This window comes from Mesonia aestuariivivens (assembly GCF_019311235.1).
Classification (GTDB): Bacteria; Bacteroidota; Bacteroidia; order Flavobacteriales; family Flavobacteriaceae; genus Mesonia; species Mesonia aestuariivivens.
The window spans coordinates 223,606-242,722 of the sequence record NZ_JAHWDF010000003.1 but is presented as its reverse complement, the minus strand read 5'-3'; the positions used below and the strand labels follow the sequence as shown (position 1 = coordinate 242,722).

Below are 19,117 nucleotides of genomic sequence, written 5' to 3'. Positions count from 1 at the left end.
ACTTCGAGCGGAGTCGAGAAGTCTTTCATGGAGCAAAAAAGGATGCCACTGCTATCCCTTGCGCACATTAATTATAAAGTTTGGTGTTTTTCAAAAGTTTTAATCTTGTCTAGTTTATTTACTAAGAAATCAATATCATCAAAACCATTGATCAAACACATTTTTTTATAAGTATCAATTTCAAATTTTTCTTCTAAATTTTTATCAATGAGTTTAATCACCTGATTTTCTAAATCGATCTTTATTTTTGTAGTTGGTTTTTCTTCGATAGCTTTAAAGGTTTCCATTAAAAAATTAGGACTTACTTGTACAGGAAGTAAACCATTATTTAATGAATTTCCTTTAAAAATATCGGCAAAATAGCTAGATACAACTACTTTGAATCCGTAAGCTTTAATTGCCCAAGCCGCGTGCTCACGACTAGAGCCGCAACCAAAATTATCGCCAGCTACTAAAATTTCACCTTGGTATTTTTCTTGATTTAACGGAAAGTTTTTTTTCAAATTTTCTTCTTGATCATAACGCCAATCTCTAAATAAGTTATCACCAAAACCAGCTTTATCAGTAGCTTTTAAAAACCGAGCAGGAATAATTTGGTCGGTATCAATATTCTCCATTTCTAACGGAACCGCGGTATGTGTAAGTGTAATAAATTTTTCCATTAGTTTAAGTGTTTAGTAAAATCTACAATTTTTCCGGCTATAGCTGTTGCCGCGGCAGTTAATGGACTTGCTAAAATGGTACGAGAGCCTTGACCCTGCCGACCTTCAAAATTTCTATTACTAGTAGAAACACAATATTCACCTGCAGGAATTTTATCGTCATTCATCGCTAAACAAGCCGAGCATCCCGGTTGCCGAAGTTGAAATCCAGCTTCTTCAAAAATAATATGCAGGCCTTCTGCTTTAATTTGAGCGGCTACTTGCTGTGACCCAGGAACGATTAATGCATTTACATTAGTTGCTTTTTGTTTGCCTTTAATATAATGGGCAGCAATTCTAAAATCTTCAATTCTAGAGTTGGTACAACTGCCTATAAAAATATAATTAATTGGTTTGTTGATGAGCGATTCTCCAGGGCTAAAGCCCATATAATCTAAAGCTTTCTCTGTACTTTTATTTTTGTTTACAGGAATAGTTGCTGTAATTTTTATTCCCATTCCTGGATTGGTGCCATAGGTTATCATAGGCTCAATTTCTTCCGCATCAAAATAATATTCTTGATCAAATTTGGCATCTTCGTCAGTTTTTAAACTTTCCCAGTACGTTTGTAACTGTTCAAATTTTTCTCCTTTGGGCGCAAATTCTCTTCCCTTTAAATAATTATAAGTCGTTTCGTCTGGCGCTATAAGTCCGCCACGTGCTCCCATTTCAATACTCATATTGCAGACGGTCATTCGTCCTTCCATAGACATTTTTTCAAACACATTGCCAGCATATTCACAGAAATATCCGGTACCTGAATTTGTGCCCAATTCGCTGATAATAAATAAAATGACATCTTTGGGAGTGACGCCATTTTTCAGCTTTCCATTTACATTTACCCGAAGTTTTTTAGGCTTTTCAACCAGTAGTGATTGGCTAGCAAAAACCTGTGCAACTTGACTCGTTCCAATTCCAAAGGAGATCGTGCCGAAAGCACCGTGTGTGGAGGTGTGGCTGTCGCCACAAACCACTGTCATTCCTGGTTGGGTTATACCTAATTCTGGAGCCATAACGTGAACAATTCCGTTGAACGGGTGACCTAAACCGTAGAGGCTAATATTGTTTTCTTTACAGTTTTGGGTGAGCTCTTGAAGTTGTTTTCTAGACAGCAAATCTTTTACTGGTAAATGCTGATTTTCTGTTGGTGTATTATGATCTGCTGTGGCTATTGTTTTATCGGGACGAAATACAGTTATTTTACGTTCTTTTAATTCTTGAAAAGCCTGCGGACTGGTTACCTCGTGTATTAAATGTTTATCGATGTATAAAATATCGGGTCCGTTAGGGATTGATTCGACCACGTGTGAGTCCCAAATTTTATCAAAAAGTGTTTTTTTCATGTGAATGATTTTTTATTTGCGCAAGGGATAGTAGCGGCATCCTTTTTTGCTTATGTATGAAATTTTTATTTCGCTCGAAGTGATTTGCAAAAAAGATATAGCGTATAGCCCGACCCGTTAGGGTTGCGCCCAAATAATTATGCGCTTGCCCGATTTTTGTTTTGAGTGATTTGCATAATTTCGTGAATGTCTTTATCTAAAACTTCTTTTCGAGCATCAGCAAAATGAAGAAATTCTTGATAGACCACATCTAGTTCTAGCTTGGTAAGATTATAGCCAACTTTTTTAGCTTTATGAGCCAAGGCTGCACGACCGCTTCTTGCTGTTAAAATAATGGCAGACTCTGTGACGCCAACATCTGCAGGGTTGATAATCTCATAGGTTTCACGGTTTTTAATCACGCCATCTTGATGAATACCAGAACTATGGGCAAAAGCGTTGGCACCTACGATAGCTTTATTTGGCTGCACAATCATTCCCATTTCTTGAGAAACCATTTTGCTGGTATCGTACAATAATTGTGTATTGATATTGGTGTCTAAATTTAAGGTAGGATGTTGGCGTAAAATCATGACAATCTCTTCTAAAGCGGTGTTTCCTGCACGCTCGCCAATACCATTAATGGTGCATTCAATTTGGCGTGCTCCGTTGGTCATTCCTGCAACAGAATTGGCTGTGGCCATTCCTAAATCATTATGGCAGTGACAAGAAATAATTACGTTTTCAATACCTTGTACATGTTCTTTTAAATATTTAATTTTTTTTCCATATTCATCGGGAAGACAGTAACCCGTTGTATCAGGAATATTTAAGACCATGGCTCCGGCTTTAATAGCTTCGGTACATACAATGGCTAAAAACTCATTATTGGTTCTTCCTGCATCTTCGGCATAAAATTCAACATCGTCTACAAAAGTTTTGGCATAAGCAACCGCTTCACCCGCACGTTCGATAATTTCTTGTGGGCTAGCTTTAAATTTATATTTAATATGAGAAGCTGAAGTGCCTATACCTGTATGTATTCTTGGTTTTTTTGCGTGTTTTAAAGCTTGAGCAGCAATTTCGATATCTTTTTTTACCGCTCGAGTTAAGCCACAAACTGTAGCGTTTTTTATGAGTTTAGCAATTTCTGAAACCGATTGAAAATCTTGTGGACTTGATACCGGAAAACCGGCTTCAATTACATTTACTCCCAAATGATCTAATCGTTGAGCAATTTTTAGTTTTTGCGATGTGTTTAATTTACAACCGGGTACTTGCTCACCGTCTCTTAAAGTGGTGTCAAAAATTTCTACCTTTTCTATACTCATAAACGCTAGTTTTTAGTTTATCTTTAATTTAAATGTAACTCGCTTAAATATTTTTAGAAACCCGATTTTAAGAATGCTTACGATTTCTAAATACTTATTTGTGTGTTTAACTAATTGATATTTATTTGTTTATAATTATTTAGATTACGATGTTAAAAGAATTTTCTGATCCTTTATTTTCTTTAATTAAATCGCTTTCGGCGTCAGAAAAGCGTCAGTTTTCTTTGTATGTAGGAAGAATAGGAGGGAAGTCTGAACGTAAATTTGAAAATCTTTTTAAACTGTTATCGAAACAAAAGTATTATGATGAAGCTGAGATTTTAGCAAAATCGTCTATAAGTAAACAACAGCTTTCTAATGTGAAAGCACATTTGTATAAGCAAGTTTTGGTGAGTTTACGATTGAATCCTTCTCAGCAAAATATACTTTTGCAGTTAAGAGAACAATTTGACTTTGCTTATATTTTATACCGCAAAGCTTTGTATAAACAAGCATTAAAATTATTAGAAAAGACAAAAATTACAGCAATAGAATATGAAGAGAAAACCATTGCTTTTGAAGTTTTAGAATTAGAAAAAATAATAGAATCTCAATATATTACTCGGAGTTCTGAGCACCGTGCTGAAAATTTAGTTAATCAAACTGAAGAACTTTCTTTATTAAATGCAATTGCTGGAAAGCTTTCTAATTTGTCGCTTCAGCTCTATAATACTTTTTTAAAAAATGGGTATGCTAGAACCAATAAAGAAGCTCGAGAAATTACTCTTTTTTTTGAAGTGAATTTACCAGAATATGAATATGCAAGCTTAGGTTTTCGGGAAAAATTGTGGTTATATCAAGCTTATTTATGGTATAATTTTATCACTCAAGATTTTTTGTCTTGCTACCGATATGCTTTAAAATGGGTAGATTTATTTCGGCAAAATCCTACTTTTATAAAAGTGCATCCTGTGTTTTATTTAAAAGGAAATCACTATTTATTAGAATCTCTTTTTTATTTAAACAATGTAGAGGTTTTTGAGGAAGCTTTGCATCATTTTGAAAAAACTTTGCAAGATCAAAGAATACCGAAAGATCAGAATATTTTGGCTTTATCTTTTATGTATTTGTATTTTAATAAGCTGAATTCACGCTTTATGAGGGGAGAATTTGCAGAAGCAGATGTATTGGTGAAAGAGATTATTGATGGAGTTGGGGTTTATAAAAATACCTTAGATGAGCATCACATTATGGTTTTGTATTACAAAATCGCTTCTTTATATTTTGGTGACGCTAATTATAAAAAATGCATTGAATACCTTCAAAAAATCATTCAGAATAAAGCGCTAGAAATGCGTGACGATTTAATGTGTTTTAGTCGAATTTTAAATTTATTAGCACATTATGAGGCAGGTTTAGATTATCATTTAGATCGCTTAATACGTTCTACTTATCGTTTTTTAATGAAGATGAACGAACTGCATGAAGTCCAAAAAGAGATGATAAAATTTCTTCGGCATTTACCAAATGTGTATCCTTCAGAAATTAAAACTGAATTTAAAAATCTGCGTGATCGTTTAAAGGTTTATGAAGATCATCCTTTTGAGCGGCGTGCATTTTTGTATTTAGATATTATTTCTTGGTTAGAAAGTAATTATAAAAATCGTCCTGTAGCTGAAATTATTAGAGAAAAGTTTCTAGCAGAAAAAAAGTTTGGTCAATTATAATTGAAGCTGAAGAAAAACCAAATCTAACCAACGGTCAAACTTATAACCCACTTGTTTAAGATAACCTACTTTTTCAAAACCTAGTTTTTGATGAAACTCAATGCTAAACTTATTCTCGGCATCTATACCCGCAACCATCGTGTGGTAATTCTCTTTTTTAGCTAAGTCAATCAGTTCTAAAATAAGTTTTTTGCCAATTCCTTTGCCTTGCATTTCTGGAGTAACATAAACCGAATGTTCAATACAATATAGATAAGCGTCGTGAGGCCTAAATCGAGCATAAGTGCCATAACCTGCGACATATCCTTTAAATTCAGCAACAATAATGGGAAAGTTATTTTTTAGTTGAAGTTTAAACCAAGTTTTTAATTCAGCTAAACTTCTTTGATAGTAATGATAGATAACTGTGGTGTGCTGAATATGATAATTATAAATTTCTAAAATACTAGGTAAATCTTCAATTGTAGCTTGTCTAATTAAAATATCAGGCTTCATTTTCGTATAGTTTGAACAATTTTCTAGAAAACGGAATAAGCATAATTCCGCAGAATAAAAATAATAAAAATGATAACTTCAGGCTGAAAATTTCTGCTAAATAACCAATAATGGGCGGACCTAATAATCTTCCTAAAATTCCGTAAGTAGAGATAATAGAAATCGCTATTCCTGCTGAATATTTTTTAGAATCTCCTGCGGAAATAAAAATCATAGGGATTACTGCCGCGACTCCCAAACCAATTAAACTAAAGCCAATTAAAGCTGGCCAAAATTGTGGTAATAAAATTACAGTAGCAATACCTAAAACAATAAGAATGGCACTTAAATAATAAGAATTTTGCATTCCTATTTTTTTGATTACACCATCTGAAGAGAATCTAGAAAGCGCCATAAAACCCATAAACGTAAAATAGCCAAGTGTGAAAATTTCTTCACCTACCACATCTTCAAAATAAACGCTACTCCAATCGAACATCCCGCCTTCACAAACCGAAGCAAAGAAAATTAAAATTCCTAAGTAAAAAATAAATGGATCAGGTTTACCGAGTTTGATCTTATTACCAGAAATACTTCTATCATTTTTCAATAAATAAAAATATGAGGCTGATGAAAAGGCAAACGTAAATAGAGTCACCATTAGCATATGCATTTGTATACTAATATCTAACTTTAATAATAAGGTGCATAAAGCCACACCTGTAAGTCCGCCAGCACTCCAAATTCCGTGAAAAGAACCAATAATTTTTTGATTGAATTTTTTCTGTAGCGTAATAGTCTGCGTATTCATAAAAATATTGATAATTCGCATACAAAATGAAAAGACAGAAACGGCAACAATGAGCGCAATGATGTTTTCTGTGTAACCTATAACCAGCAATGATGCGGCAAAAAATAACATCGATAAAATCAACGGATTTCTACTGCTAAATTTAGAAACCATCCAACCCGAAATTGGTAAGCCAATTAAGGATGCGATAGGCATTACCAAAAGCAAATTTCCTAATTCAGCTTCACTAAAATCAAAAATAGTTTTGATAGTAGGAATACGAGAAGCCCAAGATGAGAAACAAAATCCTGATAAGAAGAAGCACGTGCTTAAGGCGAGACGTTGTTTTACTTTTTGCTGCATATTTTTTGCTGAAATTTAAACTGCAAAGATGCTTCACTTTGAATAAACAGTAAAAATTTTTTTCAATTTTTATAATAAAAAAGCCACTCATCTAACGAGTGGCTTTTGAATGTTTAAAATGAAATCGATATCTAAAATGAAATTAGAAATTTCAAAATCTTTTTACTTCAAATAATTTGATAAAAAGATTTATTTATTTAAAGAATTTTCAATAATTTCTTCAACTACTTCAGGGTTTAATAGTGTACTTGTATCACCTAAACTATCAGTGTCATTACTGGCTATTTTGCGTAAAATTCGTCGCATAATTTTTCCTGAACGTGTTTTTGGTAAGCCAGAAACAAACTGAATTTTATTCAGCTTAGCAATGGGTCCAATATGTTCTGTAATGAGTTGATTAATTTCTTTTCTTACATTTTCATGTTTACGAGAGGCACCAGCTTCTTTTAAAATCACATAACCGTAAAGTGCGTTTCCTTTAACTTCGTGAGGATAACCTACAATTGCAGATTCTGCTACAGCTTGGTGTTCATTAATAGCATCTTCAATAGGAGCGGTTCCTAAATTATGACCAGAAACTATAACCACATCATCGGCGCGACCGGTAATTCTGTAATAACCAACATTATCTCTCAACGCACCATCACCAGAGAAATACTTGTTTTTATAAGCTGAAAAATAAGTGTCCTTATAACGTTCGTGATCTCCCCAAACGGTTCTAGCCATCCCCGGCCAAGGGAATTTAATACAGAGTTTTCCTTGCACTTGGTAACCTTCTAGCTCATTGCCCTCTTCATCCATTAATGCTGGTTGAATACCGGGTAATGGTAAAGTCGCGTAGGTAGGAATGGTTGGTGTAGAATGTGGTAGCGGTGAGATCATAATTCCGCCAGTTTCTGTTTGCCACCAAGTATCTACAATAGGGCAATTTTTCTTTCCAACATTATCGTTATACCAGTGCCAAGCTTCTTCATTAATAGGCTCTCCAACAGAACCTAAAACTTTTAAAGAAGAAAGATCGTGCGTTTCTATGTATTCAATATTTTCTTTAGCTAAAGCTCTAATCGCTGTTGGAGCAGTATAAAATTGATTTACTTTATGCTTTTCTACAATATCCCAAAAACGTCCGAAATCTGGATAACTTGGTACACCTTCGAACATCACGGTAGTAGCGCAATTGGCTAACGGACCGTAAATAATATAACTATGCCCCGTTATCCAGCCAATATCTGCTGTACACCAATATACATCTCCCGTTCTGTAATTAAATACATTTTTAAACGTATAGGCGGTGTAAACCATATAACCACCGCAGGTATGCATCATTCCTTTTGGTTTACCGGTAGAACCTGATGTGTAAAGAATAAATAAAGGATCTTCCGCATCCATCATTTCTGGTTTACAATCTTCTTCAGCTTCATCTAATAATGGTTGAAGCCATTCATCACGACCTTCTTTTAACTTGATATCAGAATCAATTCTTTTGGCAACTAAGACATTTTCTACACCTGGACATTTTTCTAATGCGGCATCTACTATACTTTTTAGATCGATAGTCTTAGCTCCTCGGTAAGAACCATCTGAAGTGATAACCATTTTACAGTCACTATCTAAAATTCTAGTAGCTAACGCTGAAGAAGAAAAACCTGCAAATACAATAGAATGAATGGCTCCTATTCTAGCGCACGCCAACATAGCCACAGATAATTCGGGTATCATAGGTAAATAAATACAAACGCGGTCTCCTTTTTTTATGCCTTTGCTTTTTAAAACATTAGCAAACTTGCAGACCCGTTTATGTAATTCGTAGTAAGAAATGTGTAAAGCTTCTTCATCGGGGTTATTAGGTTCAAAAATAATGGCGGTATCATCTCCGTGAGAAAATAAATGTTTGTCGATACAATTTTCTGTTATATTCAATTTAGCGCCTTGAAACCATTTGACTTCAGGTTTGGTAAAATCCCATTCTAAAACTTTATCCCAAGGTTTACGCCATAAAAAATGCTCTTCAGCAATTTCTTCCCAGAACTTCTCTGGATGCCTAACCGATTTTCTATAAACTTGAAAATATTCTTCTAGATGTTTAATGTGGTAATTACTCATATGGTTTTATCGTCTTAGTAAGTTTTATTCTGTTCTAAATTTCTGAATTTATTTTCAAAAAACCATAAATTTTAGAAGAGTAAATTGTTAATTCATAAGAATAGAGCGTATTTATTAAAAGGTGTTTCAAATATCTTCCTCTTTATCTAAATTAAAATACTCATTAAACTTTCTTTATCGTTAATATAATCTCCATAAAACTGAAAGTCTTTCATTCGATTTAATAGAGGATCAAAATCTTCTTTTTGTTTCAATTCGATCCCCACAACAGCATGTCCTTTTTCTCTAGAATTCTTTTTAATGTATTCAAAATGAGTAATGTCATCATCAGGACCCAATATGTCTACTACAAATTGTTTTAAAGCGCCAGCACGTTGAGGGAATTTCACCAAAAAATAATGTTTAAGACCGTTGTAAAGAAGCGCTCGTTCTTTAATTTCTTCCATTCGGGTAATGTCGTTATTACCGCCACTAATTAAACAAACTACATTTTTTCCTTTAATCTCTTCAGCAAATTGTTCAAGTACGGCTAGTGTTAAAGCGCCTGCAGGTTCAACCACAATAGCATCACGGTTGTAAAGATTAAGAATGGTTTCGCAAATTTTACCTTCATCTACCGTGACTACTTTTTCTAAATTTTGTTTACAAATTTGAAACGTAAGCTCTCCCACTTTTTTAACCGCTGCACCATCTACAAACTTATCAATAAGTTGAAGTTCTGTGTTTTCATTATTAAGAATAGAAGTTGACATCGATGCCGCGCCTTTGGGCTCTACTCCAATGATTTTTGTGTGCGGAGAAAGCAATTTAAACATACTACTCACTCCAGAAGCTACTCCGCCGCCGCCAATAGGAACAAATACATAATCTATAGGTTCTTCCGATGCCGTTAAGATTTCTAGCGCAATGGTACCTTGACCTTCCATAATTTTACGATCATCGAACGGATGAATAATCGTGCTATTATGCATTTCACTATAACGCATAGCTTCCAATTTAGCATCGTCAAAAGTGTCACCTATAAGAATCACCTCTACTTTATCTTCGCCAAACATTCGCACCTGTTGTACTTTTTGAAGTGGAGTAGGAGTTGGCATAAATATTTTAGCCGAGATGTCTAATTTTTTACACGAATAAGCTACCCCTTGTGCATGATTACCTGCACTAGCACAAACCACACCCTGCTGTCTTTCTTCAGCAGAAAGCGAAACAATTTTATGGTAAGCTCCTCTAATTTTGTAAGATCTTACCCGCTGCTGATCTTCTCGTTTTAAGAAAATCTGCGCATCAAAATCTTTAGAATAACTTCTGTTTAATTCTAAAGGAGTGTTTTTAGCAATACCTTCTAAGTTCTCTTGTGCTTTTTTAACATCGGCTAGTAAAAGTTGAGGTGAAATTTTCGTTTTCATCGTAAATTGAAATTATTGAGCAGCATTTTATGTTTTATTTTTGGGCGTTTCCCTACGGGTCGGGCTTTCGGCAGTCGCTTTTTTGTTTTGTTTCTCGACTCCGCTCGAAATAACAAAACAAAAAGAGCTCCAACAAAGCCTCAATCCCTAACGCGAGATAAATTCAGGTTTTGGGTGAGGTAAAGGAAATTTTTACCATTCCAGCCTAGATTGTCATGTCCTTTTGAAGAGGAAACATTTTAAATTCGGGTCTCGATACAATTTTGTTCCGTTTCACTTTACAAAATCACTCGACCTGACGATTTTCGGAATTTTAATTTTTAAACTGAATATTATTCAACATTTTAAAACCTAAAACCTATTTCCTGTGAACTAATATCAATTATTTTCAGGTCTTAATTTTCTTACTTGTGCGCCGGTTTTCCATAATTCAGATTCGCGTATTTCTTTTAGTTCTTCTTCTAGTTTTATACGGTAATCTTCTTTTTCATTGGCTTTAATGGTCACTCTTGCTTCTTCTCCAGTTTTTACATTTTCGTACAATTCATCAAATACAGGAAGGGTTGCTTTTTTAAATTTATGTCGCCAATCTAAAGCGCCACGTTGCGCGGTTGTTGAACAATTGGCATACATCCAGTCCATTCCGTTTTCTGCAACTAACGGCATTAAGCTTTGGGTAAGTTCTTCTACGGTTTCATTAAAAGCTTCTGATGGGGAATGACCGTTTTTACGTAATACTTCATACTGAGCTTCAAAAACACCAGCTAATGCGCCCATTAAAATTCCGCGTTCTCCTGTTAAATCTGAATATACTTCTTTTTGAAAATCGGTTTCAAATAAGTAACCCGATCCTACGCCAATTCCTAAGGCAACCACACGATCATAAGCTTTACCTGTAGCATCTTGAAAAATGGCGTAGCTAGAATTTAAGCCTTTTCCTTCTACAAAAAGTCGGCGTAAAGAAGTCCCAGATCCTTTTGGCGCAACCAAAATTACATCTACATCTTTAGGAGGAACGATGCCGGTTTGATCTTTATAGGTAATCCCAAATCCGTGGGAGAAATACAGCGCATCACCCGGATTTAGTTGTTTTTTAACCGTTTCCCATTGAGCAATTTGTCCGGCATCAGAAAGTAAATATTGCACGATAGTTCCGCGCTTTGCGGCTTCTTCAACCTCAAAAAGGGTTTCTCCGGGTTTCCATCCATCGGCTACTGCTTTATCCCAAGTTTTCGAGTTTTTGCGTTGTCCTACAATTACGTTAAACCCGTTGTCTTTTAAGTTAAGCGCTTGTCCTGGACCTTGAACTCCATAACCAATAACTGCAATGGTTTCATCTTTTAAGGTTTTTACCGCCTTATCTAATGGAAATTCATCTCTGGTGACTACATTTTCTTCTACTCCGCCAAAATTTAATTTTGCCATGATTTTTTTAATTTAAGTTTTATTAATTGTTAAGGTTATTCTTTAAATTCAATATTTAAAGGTTGAAGCTTTTTCAACTTCATCCATATATTCTTTAAATTCTTTCATCTGTTTTGGAATTGCTACACGGCCCGATCTTACAAAACCTAATAATCCATAAGGTTCTAATTTGTGGTAAAGTGCGGCGGTGTCTTTTTTATGCCCTGTTTTTTCTATGATGGTAAATTCAGCTTCAACTGTAAGAATACGTGCATTGCTGCTGCGTATAATTTCTTCTACATCTTCACCCGATGCTAATTCTGAAGTGGGTACTTTATAAAGTGCGACTTCTTGATGAACCATTTCGTCGTTTCTATGGTAAAAAGCCTTGACAACATCTACTTGTTTTTCTATTTGCTGAATTACTTTTACCACTAAACTTTCTTCTTCTTCCACTACAATGATGTAGCGGTGAATACCTTCAACTTCACTAGCAGAAGCCGTGATGCTTTCGATATTGATATGTCTTCTGGTGAAAATAATGCTAACTCTGTTGAGTAAGCCTATTTTATCTTCTGTAAAAACCGATATGGTGAATTCTTCTTTCATCTTTCATTTATTTTAATCGAACTTCAGAAACACTACATCCGGAAGGAATCATGGGGAAAACATTATTTTCTTTACCTACCATTACTTCTAATAAATAGCTGCCTTTATGATTTAGAAATTTATTTAAGGCGGCGTCTAAGTTTTCGCGCTGTTCAATTTTTTCAGTTTGAATGTGATAACCTTTGGCAATGGTTTGAAAATCGGGATTTACCATTTCTGTAAATGAATAACGACGATCAAAAAATAATTCTTGCCATTGTCTTACCATTCCTAAAAATTCATTGTTCAGCACTAAAATTTTTACATCTATTTGCGATTGAAAAATAGTTCCCAGTTCTTGAATAGTCATTTGAAAGCCGCCATCGCCCACCACGCAAATCACTTCACGATCTGGCGCTGCTAATTTGGCGCCAATAGCTGCAGGAAGGCCAAACCCCATTGTGCCTAAACCACCAGAAGTAACATGACTTCGCCATTGATCATGTTCATAATAACGCTGTGATGCCATTTGATGCTGACCTACATCGGTGACGATAATTGCCTTCCCTAATGTTTTATCTGAAATTTGTTTGATAACTTCTCCCATCGTCATTTCTTTTTCTAAAGACGGAGAAAGTTCTTCTTCAACAACTTCTAAAAATTCTTGTTGCTTGCAATCGTAAAAACGTTGCTTCCAGTTTTCGTGCTTATTTTCTTTTAAAAGCTCTGTAAGCATTTGTAAGGATTGCTTGCAATTACCCAGAACCGGAACATCTGCATAAACATTTTTATTAATTTCTGAAGGATCAATTTCTAGGTGAATCACTTTTGCTTGTTTGGCATAGCGACTTAAATCACCAGTAACCCTGTCGTCAAATCGCATACCAACCGCAATAAGTACGTCACATTCGTTGGTTAATAAATTAGGTCCGTAATTGCCGTGCATTCCCAACATTCCCATATTAAGAGGATGATGTGAAGAAAGCGCAGAAATACCCAAAATGGTCCAAGCTGCAGGAAGATCTGCTTTTTCAATGAATTTTTTAAACTCTTCTTGAGCTTCTGCTAAAACGACTCCTTGACCATAAACTACATAAGGTTTTTTGGCTTGATTAATCAGTTCAGCTGCTTTTTGCACTTGGTTTTCATCTACAGGATTGTCGGGTACATAACTGCGAACACTTGTACAGATCTCATATTCAAATTCGAAACTTTCAAACTGCGCATCTTTGGTAATATCTATTAATACAGGACCTGGTCTTCCGTTTTTAGCAACGTAGAAAGCTTTTGCAATTGCTTGCGGAATGTCTTTAGCTTTGGTAATTTGAACGTTCCATTTGGTCACTGGCGTAGAAATACCTACCACATCGGTTTCTTGAAAAGCATCGGTGCCTAATAAATTGCTACCTACTTGTCCCGTAATACAAACCAGCGCAGTAGAATCTATTTGTGCATCTGCCAATCCTGTGATTAGGTTGGTCGCACCAGGCCCAGAAGTGGCGATGCAAACGCCCACTTTTCCAGAAATTCTTGAATACCCTTGAGCCGCATGAATTGCTCCTTGTTCGTGTCGAGCAAGAATGTGTTCTAAGCGATCGCGATAATCATACATGGCATCGTAGACGGGCATAATGGCTCCGCCAGGATATCCAAATAAATAGTTCGTTTCTTCTAGCAAAAGGCATTTTATAACAGCTTCTGCTCCTGTAATAACTTTGGTTTTAGTTTGTGTTTCCATAAACTTTATCGGTTACGCATCCTAAGGATGCAGATGATACAAATTGAGCGTATTTAAATAATGCTCCGCGACTTACTTTTAGCGGTGGTGCCTTCCATTCTTTTTTACGTTGAAGTAATTCTTCTTCAGAAAGATGAACGTTGATGGTGTTTTTTTCGGCATCAATGGTGATTTTGTCACCGTCTTTTAATAAACCTATGGTTCCGCCTACTTGGGCTTCTGGGGTAATATGGCCTACAACAAAACCGTGTGTGCCACCAGAAAATCTTCCATCGGTAATTAATGCTACTTTTTTGCCTAAACCTCTTCCCATAATGGCTGAGGTTGGTTTGAGCATCTCTGGCATTCCGGGTCCGCCTTTAGGACCTTCATAACGAATAACAACCACATCTCCTTCTTTTACTTCGCCTTTAGCAATACCATCATTAGCTTCATATTCACCATTATAAATTTTAGCCTTTCCTGTAAAAAGCAAACCTTCTTTACCTGTAATTTTGGCAACAGCGCCTTCTTCAGCTAAATTTCCTTTAAGAATTCGTAAATGTCCACTAGCTTTTAGCGGATTTTCTACGGAATGAAGAATATCTTGTTCTGCAGGAAGCGAAGGAACTTCCGCTAAATTTTCAGCTAAAGTTTTTCCGGTTACCGTTAAGCAATCGCCGTGTAGATAACCTTTCTCTAGTAAATATTTCATCACAGCAGGAGTTCCTCCAATTTTATGCAAGTCTTCCATTAAGTATTTTCCACTAGGTTTAAGATCTGCTAAATAAGGAACCCGATCACTGATACGTTGAAAATCGTTCATGTTAAAATCGACTTCTGCGGCATCTGCGATGGCTAGAAAATGTAAAACCGCATTGGTAGAACCTCCTAGAGCAATCACTACCGTAATGGCATTTTCAAAAGATTTTTTAGAAACAATATCTGAAGGTTTTAGGTCTTTTTTTAAGAGTTGCATCACGGCTTCTCCTGCTTTAATACATTCAGTTTTTTTAGCATTTCCAATCGCTGGGTTTGAAGCATTATAAGGAAGAGAAAAGCCTAAAGCTTCGATAGCAGAAGCCATGGTGTTGGCTGTGTACATTCCGCCACAAGCACCAGGACCTGGACAAGCGTGGTGAATTACTTTTTTGAATTCACACTCCTTCATTTTACCTGCAGATTTTTCTCCCCAAGCTTCAAAGGCTGAAACTATATCTAATTTTTTATCACCTAATTTTCCGTGAGCAATAGTTCCGCCATAAACCATTACAGAAGGGCGGTTTAAACGAAACATTGCCATTAAAGCGCCTGGCATATTTTTATCGCAACCTACCACTGTTACTAACGCATCGTAACTCATTCCTTCGACCACAGTTTCCATCGAATCGGCAATAATATCTCGAGAAGGAAGTGAAAAGCGCATTCCCGGAGTCCCCATAGAAATACCATCACTAACGCCTATAGTATTGAAAACTAGACCTATACCATCGTTGTTATTGATTCCTGTTTTTACTTCTTGGGCCAAACCATTGAGGTGCATATTGCACGGGTTGCCTTCGAAGCCAGTACTGCCAATTCCTATTAATGGTTTTTGGAGGTCTTTATCGGTTAACCCTATAGCGTGCAACATAGCCTGTGAGGCAGGTTGTGAAGGATTTTGTGTAACACGTTGACTAAATTTATTAAGTTTCATGGGTTTGTTCTTTTAAACTAAAAAGCCCTTCTCGGAAAAAGAAGGGCTTCAATATATTAGATTGTAGCAATACCTTCTCAGTTCATTATTGGAATAATAATGACTAGAATAATAATGCTAATAATAGTTAGGTTTCGATTCATTTTATATGAAATGTATTTTATAATTTTTAATGAAACTATACAGATTAATTTAATTTACCAAAGTTTAATTCAGTTAAAATGTTAAAATACTTTACTTTTATCGAATTTGTATTTTTAGGTTTAATTTTTATGAAATTCGTAATTTTTATAATGAGGTTTAATTGCTATTTAAAATACCAATATTTTTATTATCAAAATGTAAAGCTTCATAGGTTATATACTTCGTAAAAACTATATTTTTGTGGTTTCAACGCTTCCAACTAGTTTATGCATTTAAAAGGAATATTTTTTTGGGGATTTCTATTTTGTTTTGTTCAACTTCATGCTCAAGAAAAGCATTCTAAATTTTCTGCCTACGGGGTTATTCCTTCAGAAGTACCGCCTTCTCTTTATTACCAATTAAAGCATGCAAAGAACACTCAAGAAAAACTTACGGGTTTAGATACGATTGCTAAAGTTTTCAATCAAATAGATTTACCAGATTCTTTACTGACTTATGCAAAGAAAATGCAACGTGAAGTTTTAAATATTCAGCCACAGGAAAAAACATATCAATTTTATAAGTTTCGTGCATTTTACTATGACGGGTTAGCAAAGCAGAAAATGGGCTTGCTAGATGAAGCCATTGCCTCTTACATTAAGGGTATAGAAATTACACCCTCAAAAAATCATGAAATGTTGGCTTATTTTAAATTGGGCTTAGCTGAAATTTATTTACAAAGAAATCAACTGCAAAAAGCTGAAGCTATCCTAAATAAGTTAAATGAAAACAGGCCATATACTTCTTCTGTAAAAATTTTAATAAAAGCTACTCAAGCAGATTTTTATTTATTTGATAATAATGTAAAAGAAGCTGAAGAATTGTATCATGAGATTTTGAATGATTCAGCAATTCATACTTTGCCTAAAATTAACTATCGTGTAAGATTAAATATAGGTAGGTTAGAAGCTATGAATAATAATATAGATAAGGCTATTCATATTTTTCAACAGACAAAAAAAGAAGCTTTGGCGTTAGGGTTTTACGATTTATATATTAAATCTGTTTTAAATGAAGGAGAAATTTATTTACAACAAGAGAATTATGATATTGCTGAAGTGGCATTTAGCACCGCTTATGTAAATACGGTATCGTGGAATAGATTAGAATTACAGAAGAAGATTAATAGAGCCATGGTAAAACTTTATGTTGCTAAAGAAAATTATAAAAACGCGTTTAATTTGATGACGCAATACCTACAAGTGAGTAACCAAATAGCTGCTCAACAAAATGAACGTGTCGTACGTGAGTTAGAAGAAAAATATGAAACGCTACAAAAAGAGCAAGAAATTGTAGACTTGCAGGCAGAACAATTTAAAAATCAGGTAGAAATAGATCATCAAAAAACAGTTAAAAATGCTATTTTAATAGGTTTTATAATACTTCTTATTCCTATTTTATTATTATTAGTAGTTTATTATCAAAAACTACAAGCGCAAAGCAAACTTAATGAACAGCAAAAATTGCTTAACATTCAAGAAATGCAAAGCTTACAGCAAGCGCAAGAATTAAAACTTACCAAAACAGCCATGCAAGCTCAAAGTGATGAAAGAAGCAGAATTGCCAGAGAACTTCACGATAGTATAGGGGGGAATTTAGCGGCTATAAAGCTACAGTTAAACACAGTAGATTTACATAATGATTTTGCAGATAAATTAATGCAACAACTAGACAAAACTTATAGTCAAGTACGTGAAATTTCGCATAGTTTAATTCCTGAAGAATTTAAAGAACAATCTTTCGTCACCTTAATTACTGAGTATTTGTTGCAATTTCATGAACAGACTCAAACACAGTTTTATTTTAATGCACATCCTGAAGAAGAGATTAACCAGCTAGAAGAATCTATTCAGGTCAATTTATTTAATATCATTAAAGAACTTGTTACAAATGCCCTTAAACACGCTCAAGCAGAACAAGTAGATATTCAATTTAATTATATAGAAGAAGAAAATAGTATTTCATTAATGTATGAAGATGATGGCGTTGGCTTTAACCCTAAAGAAAAAGCAAACGGAATCGGCTTAAAAAATTTAAACAAACGAATAAAAGACCTTAATGCTAGCCTAGATATTGATAGTGCTGTCAACAAAGGAACTGTAATTAGTATTAGTTTTCAAAAGATTAATTAGAAAAATGAAAGAATCAAATCATTATCAAGTCATTATCGCAGATGATCACGCTATGTTTGTAGACGGTCTAAGAAGTATATTAACGAATGAGCCAGACATTACTATTAAACTTACTGCGAGTAATGGTGAAGAAGTTTTAAAATACTTGCAGATTAATAAAGATGAAAAAATAGATTTATTAATTACCGATTTGAATATGCCAAAAATGGATGGAATGGCTTTAAATAAAGCGATTAAATCTCAATTTTATGGGGTGAAAACATTAGTGGTAAGTATGATGGAGAAGCCCAATACAATCAAAACACTTACAGAAGATAATGTAAATGGTTATTTGTCTAAAAATTCAGAAAAAAAAGAATTACTAAAAGCAATACGTACTATTTTAGAAGGAGAGAATTATTTTTCTCCTGCCATACAACAAGCACTCATAAAAGGAATGACCGATGCGAAAAAAATGCAAGAAATTAAACTCACTAAAAGAGAGAAAGAAGTCTTAAGCTTAATAGCTAAAGAGTATACTACTCAAGAGATTGCAGATGAACTTTTTTTAAGTAAACATACCATAGAAAGCTACCGCAAAAATTTAATTGCAAAATTACAAGTACGTAACTTAGCCGGTTTAACCCGTTACGCTATTGAAAATAATTTGGCCTAAATTTTTAGTCCCTGTTTTCAGGGATTCACTTTCTACGGATTCCGGGTTATTTATAGCGGTGTTCTCTTCGCATCTTTGCCATATATTCATCTAAAATTAATTATTATGATTTATGGTATTACTTTAATCTTATTAAGTATTATTGCTGTCCCTTCTTTAATATTATCTAAAAAGCCAAATGCAAAAGAGCTTTTAGATAAAGTACAGCCTTATCAAGCTTGGATAGGATTGTTTTTTTCCTTTTTTGGAATTTGGGGAATTATCTCTAGCATTCTTAATATTAATTTACTTACTGCTGCCCCTATATGGTGGGTTACATTACTCGTGGGAAGTATTGTAGAAGCAGGACTAGGTTTTTTATTAGGTTTTACGCTTCTCAATGATTTAATTCTAAAAAAATCACCCGAAGCTAAGGTGAAAGCAGCTTCTTTACGTAACAAAATCGTGCCTTTGCAAGGTAAACTAGGTGTTTTAGGGATTATATGTGGAGTTTGGTTAATTGTTGCTTCATTCGTATTTACAATTTAATTATAAAAAAACATG

15 protein-coding genes are annotated in these 19,117 nt (G+C 34.6%); 4 read left to right on the top strand and 11 right to left on the bottom strand.

Going from position 1 to position 19,117, the window contains the following annotated elements:
* Positions 1-71 precede the first annotated feature (71 nt).
* From leuD to KW502_RS04415, 3 genes are all read right to left on the bottom strand, one after another.
* Positions 72-662 carry a 3-isopropylmalate dehydratase small subunit gene (leuD, locus tag KW502_RS04425; RefSeq protein ID WP_219039327.1) on the bottom strand — a complete coding sequence of 197 codons (591 nt, stop codon included), beginning with the start codon at positions 660-662 and terminating at the stop codon, positions 72-74.
* On the bottom strand, positions 662-2,044 hold the full coding sequence (leuC, locus tag KW502_RS04420) for a 3-isopropylmalate dehydratase large subunit (RefSeq protein WP_219039326.1): 1,383 nt from the start codon (positions 2,042-2,044) through the stop codon (positions 662-664). The genes leuD and leuC overlap by 1 nt, the downstream gene beginning before the upstream one ends.
* Before the next feature lie 137 nt (positions 2,045-2,181).
* Positions 2,182-3,354 carry a 2-isopropylmalate synthase gene (locus KW502_RS04415; RefSeq protein ID WP_219039325.1) on the bottom strand — a complete coding sequence of 391 codons (1,173 nt, stop codon included), beginning with the start codon at positions 3,352-3,354 and terminating at the stop codon, positions 2,182-2,184.
* A 149-nt stretch (positions 3,355-3,503) separates the two neighbouring features.
* Between KW502_RS04415 and KW502_RS04410 the strand changes: the two genes are divergently transcribed.
* Positions 3,504-5,060: a hypothetical protein gene (locus KW502_RS04410; RefSeq protein WP_219039324.1), complete on the top strand. Its 1,557-nt coding sequence runs from the start codon at positions 3,504-3,506 to the stop codon at positions 5,058-5,060.
* On the opposite strand, the gene KW502_RS04405 is transcribed toward KW502_RS04410, so the two are convergent.
* The 8 genes from KW502_RS04405 to ilvD all read right to left on the bottom strand — a co-directional run bounded on the left by KW502_RS04405 (position 5,055) and on the right by ilvD (position 15,604).
* Entirely contained in the window at positions 5,055-5,555 is a 501-nt protein-coding gene (locus KW502_RS04405; RefSeq protein ID WP_219039323.1) for a GNAT family N-acetyltransferase, read from the bottom strand. The two genes, KW502_RS04410 and KW502_RS04405, sit on opposite strands and share 6 nt — an antisense overlap.
* Positions 5,545-6,687, bottom strand: coding sequence for an MFS transporter (locus KW502_RS04400; protein ID WP_219039322.1), 1,143 nt, complete (start codon positions 6,685-6,687; stop codon positions 5,545-5,547). Before KW502_RS04400 ends, KW502_RS04405 begins: the two co-directional genes overlap by 11 nt.
* Positions 6,688-6,876: 189 nt before the next feature.
* Positions 6,877-8,790, bottom strand: a complete 1,914-nt coding sequence (acs, locus tag KW502_RS04395) for an acetate--CoA ligase (protein WP_219039321.1) — start codon at positions 8,788-8,790, stop codon at positions 6,877-6,879.
* A gap of 146 nt (positions 8,791-8,936) precedes the next feature.
* On the bottom strand, positions 8,937-10,199 hold the full coding sequence (gene ilvA / locus KW502_RS04390) for a threonine ammonia-lyase IlvA (RefSeq protein WP_219039320.1): 1,263 nt from the start codon (positions 10,197-10,199) through the stop codon (positions 8,937-8,939).
* Between the two features lie 378 nt (positions 10,200-10,577).
* On the bottom strand, positions 10,578-11,624 hold the full coding sequence (gene ilvC, locus KW502_RS04385) for a ketol-acid reductoisomerase (RefSeq protein WP_219039319.1): 1,047 nt from the start codon (positions 11,622-11,624) through the stop codon (positions 10,578-10,580).
* 48 nt (positions 11,625-11,672) lie between these two features.
* A complete protein-coding gene (ilvN, locus tag KW502_RS04380) occupies positions 11,673-12,212 on the bottom strand; it encodes an acetolactate synthase small subunit (RefSeq protein WP_219039318.1) in 540 nt (179 codons plus the stop codon).
* Between the two features lie 7 nt (positions 12,213-12,219).
* Positions 12,220-13,929 (bottom strand): biosynthetic-type acetolactate synthase large subunit, encoded by a 1,710-nt coding sequence (ilvB, locus tag KW502_RS04375; protein WP_219039317.1) that lies wholly within the window; start codon positions 13,927-13,929, stop codon positions 12,220-12,222.
* A complete protein-coding gene (ilvD, locus tag KW502_RS04370) occupies positions 13,913-15,604 on the bottom strand; it encodes a dihydroxy-acid dehydratase (RefSeq protein ID WP_219039316.1) in 1,692 nt (563 codons plus the stop codon). The genes ilvB and ilvD overlap by 17 nt, the downstream gene beginning before the upstream one ends.
* Before the next feature lie 410 nt (positions 15,605-16,014).
* Here ilvD and KW502_RS04365 point away from each other — a divergent pair, with 410 nt between their 5' ends.
* The 3 genes from KW502_RS04365 to KW502_RS04355 all read left to right on the top strand — a co-directional run bounded on the left by KW502_RS04365 (position 16,015) and on the right by KW502_RS04355 (position 19,102).
* Complete coding sequence (locus KW502_RS04365) at positions 16,015-17,919, top strand: tetratricopeptide repeat-containing sensor histidine kinase (RefSeq protein ID WP_219039315.1); 1,905 nt, start codon at positions 16,015-16,017, stop codon at positions 17,917-17,919.
* Positions 17,920-17,923: 4 nt separating this feature from the next.
* Positions 17,924-18,574 carry a response regulator transcription factor gene (locus tag KW502_RS04360; RefSeq protein ID WP_219039314.1) on the top strand — a complete coding sequence of 217 codons (651 nt, stop codon included), beginning with the start codon at positions 17,924-17,926 and terminating at the stop codon, positions 18,572-18,574.
* A 105-nt stretch (positions 18,575-18,679) separates the two neighbouring features.
* Positions 18,680-19,102: a hypothetical protein gene (locus KW502_RS04355; protein ID WP_219039313.1), complete on the top strand. Its 423-nt coding sequence runs from the start codon at positions 18,680-18,682 to the stop codon at positions 19,100-19,102.
* Positions 19,103-19,117 lie beyond the last annotated feature (15 nt).

Coding starts and splice junctions, on each gene's coding strand:
- KW502_RS04360 (WP_219039314.1), top strand. CDS start 17,924: ATGAAAGAATCAAATCATTATCAAGTCATTATCGCAGATGATCACGCT.
- KW502_RS04405 (WP_219039323.1), bottom strand. CDS start 5,555: ATGAAGCCTGATATTTTAATTAGACAAGCTACAATTGAAGATTTACCT.
- KW502_RS04365 (WP_219039315.1), top strand. CDS start 16,015: ATGCATTTAAAAGGAATATTTTTTTGGGGATTTCTATTTTGTTTTGTT.
- KW502_RS04410 (WP_219039324.1), top strand. CDS start 3,504: ATGTTAAAAGAATTTTCTGATCCTTTATTTTCTTTAATTAAATCGCTT.
- ilvC (WP_219039319.1), bottom strand. CDS start 11,624: ATGGCAAAATTAAATTTTGGCGGAGTAGAAGAAAATGTAGTCACCAGA.
- ilvA (WP_219039320.1), bottom strand. CDS start 10,199: ATGAAAACGAAAATTTCACCTCAACTTTTACTAGCCGATGTTAAAAAA.
- acs (WP_219039321.1), bottom strand. CDS start 8,790: ATGAGTAATTACCACATTAAACATCTAGAAGAATATTTTCAAGTTTAT.
- KW502_RS04400 (WP_219039322.1), bottom strand. CDS start 6,687: ATGCAGCAAAAAGTAAAACAACGTCTCGCCTTAAGCACGTGCTTCTTC.
- KW502_RS04355 (WP_219039313.1), top strand. CDS start 18,680: ATGATTTATGGTATTACTTTAATCTTATTAAGTATTATTGCTGTCCCT.
- ilvB (WP_219039317.1), bottom strand. CDS start 13,929: ATGGAAACACAAACTAAAACCAAAGTTATTACAGGAGCAGAAGCTGTT.
- leuD (WP_219039327.1), bottom strand. CDS start 662: ATGGAAAAATTTATTACACTTACACATACCGCGGTTCCGTTAGAAATG.
- ilvD (WP_219039316.1), bottom strand. CDS start 15,604: ATGAAACTTAATAAATTTAGTCAACGTGTTACACAAAATCCTTCACAA.
- leuC (WP_219039326.1), bottom strand. CDS start 2,044: ATGAAAAAAACACTTTTTGATAAAATTTGGGACTCACACGTGGTCGAA.
- KW502_RS04415 (WP_219039325.1), bottom strand. CDS start 3,354: ATGAGTATAGAAAAGGTAGAAATTTTTGACACCACTTTAAGAGACGGT.
- ilvN (WP_219039318.1), bottom strand. CDS start 12,212: ATGAAAGAAGAATTCACCATATCGGTTTTTACAGAAGATAAAATAGGC.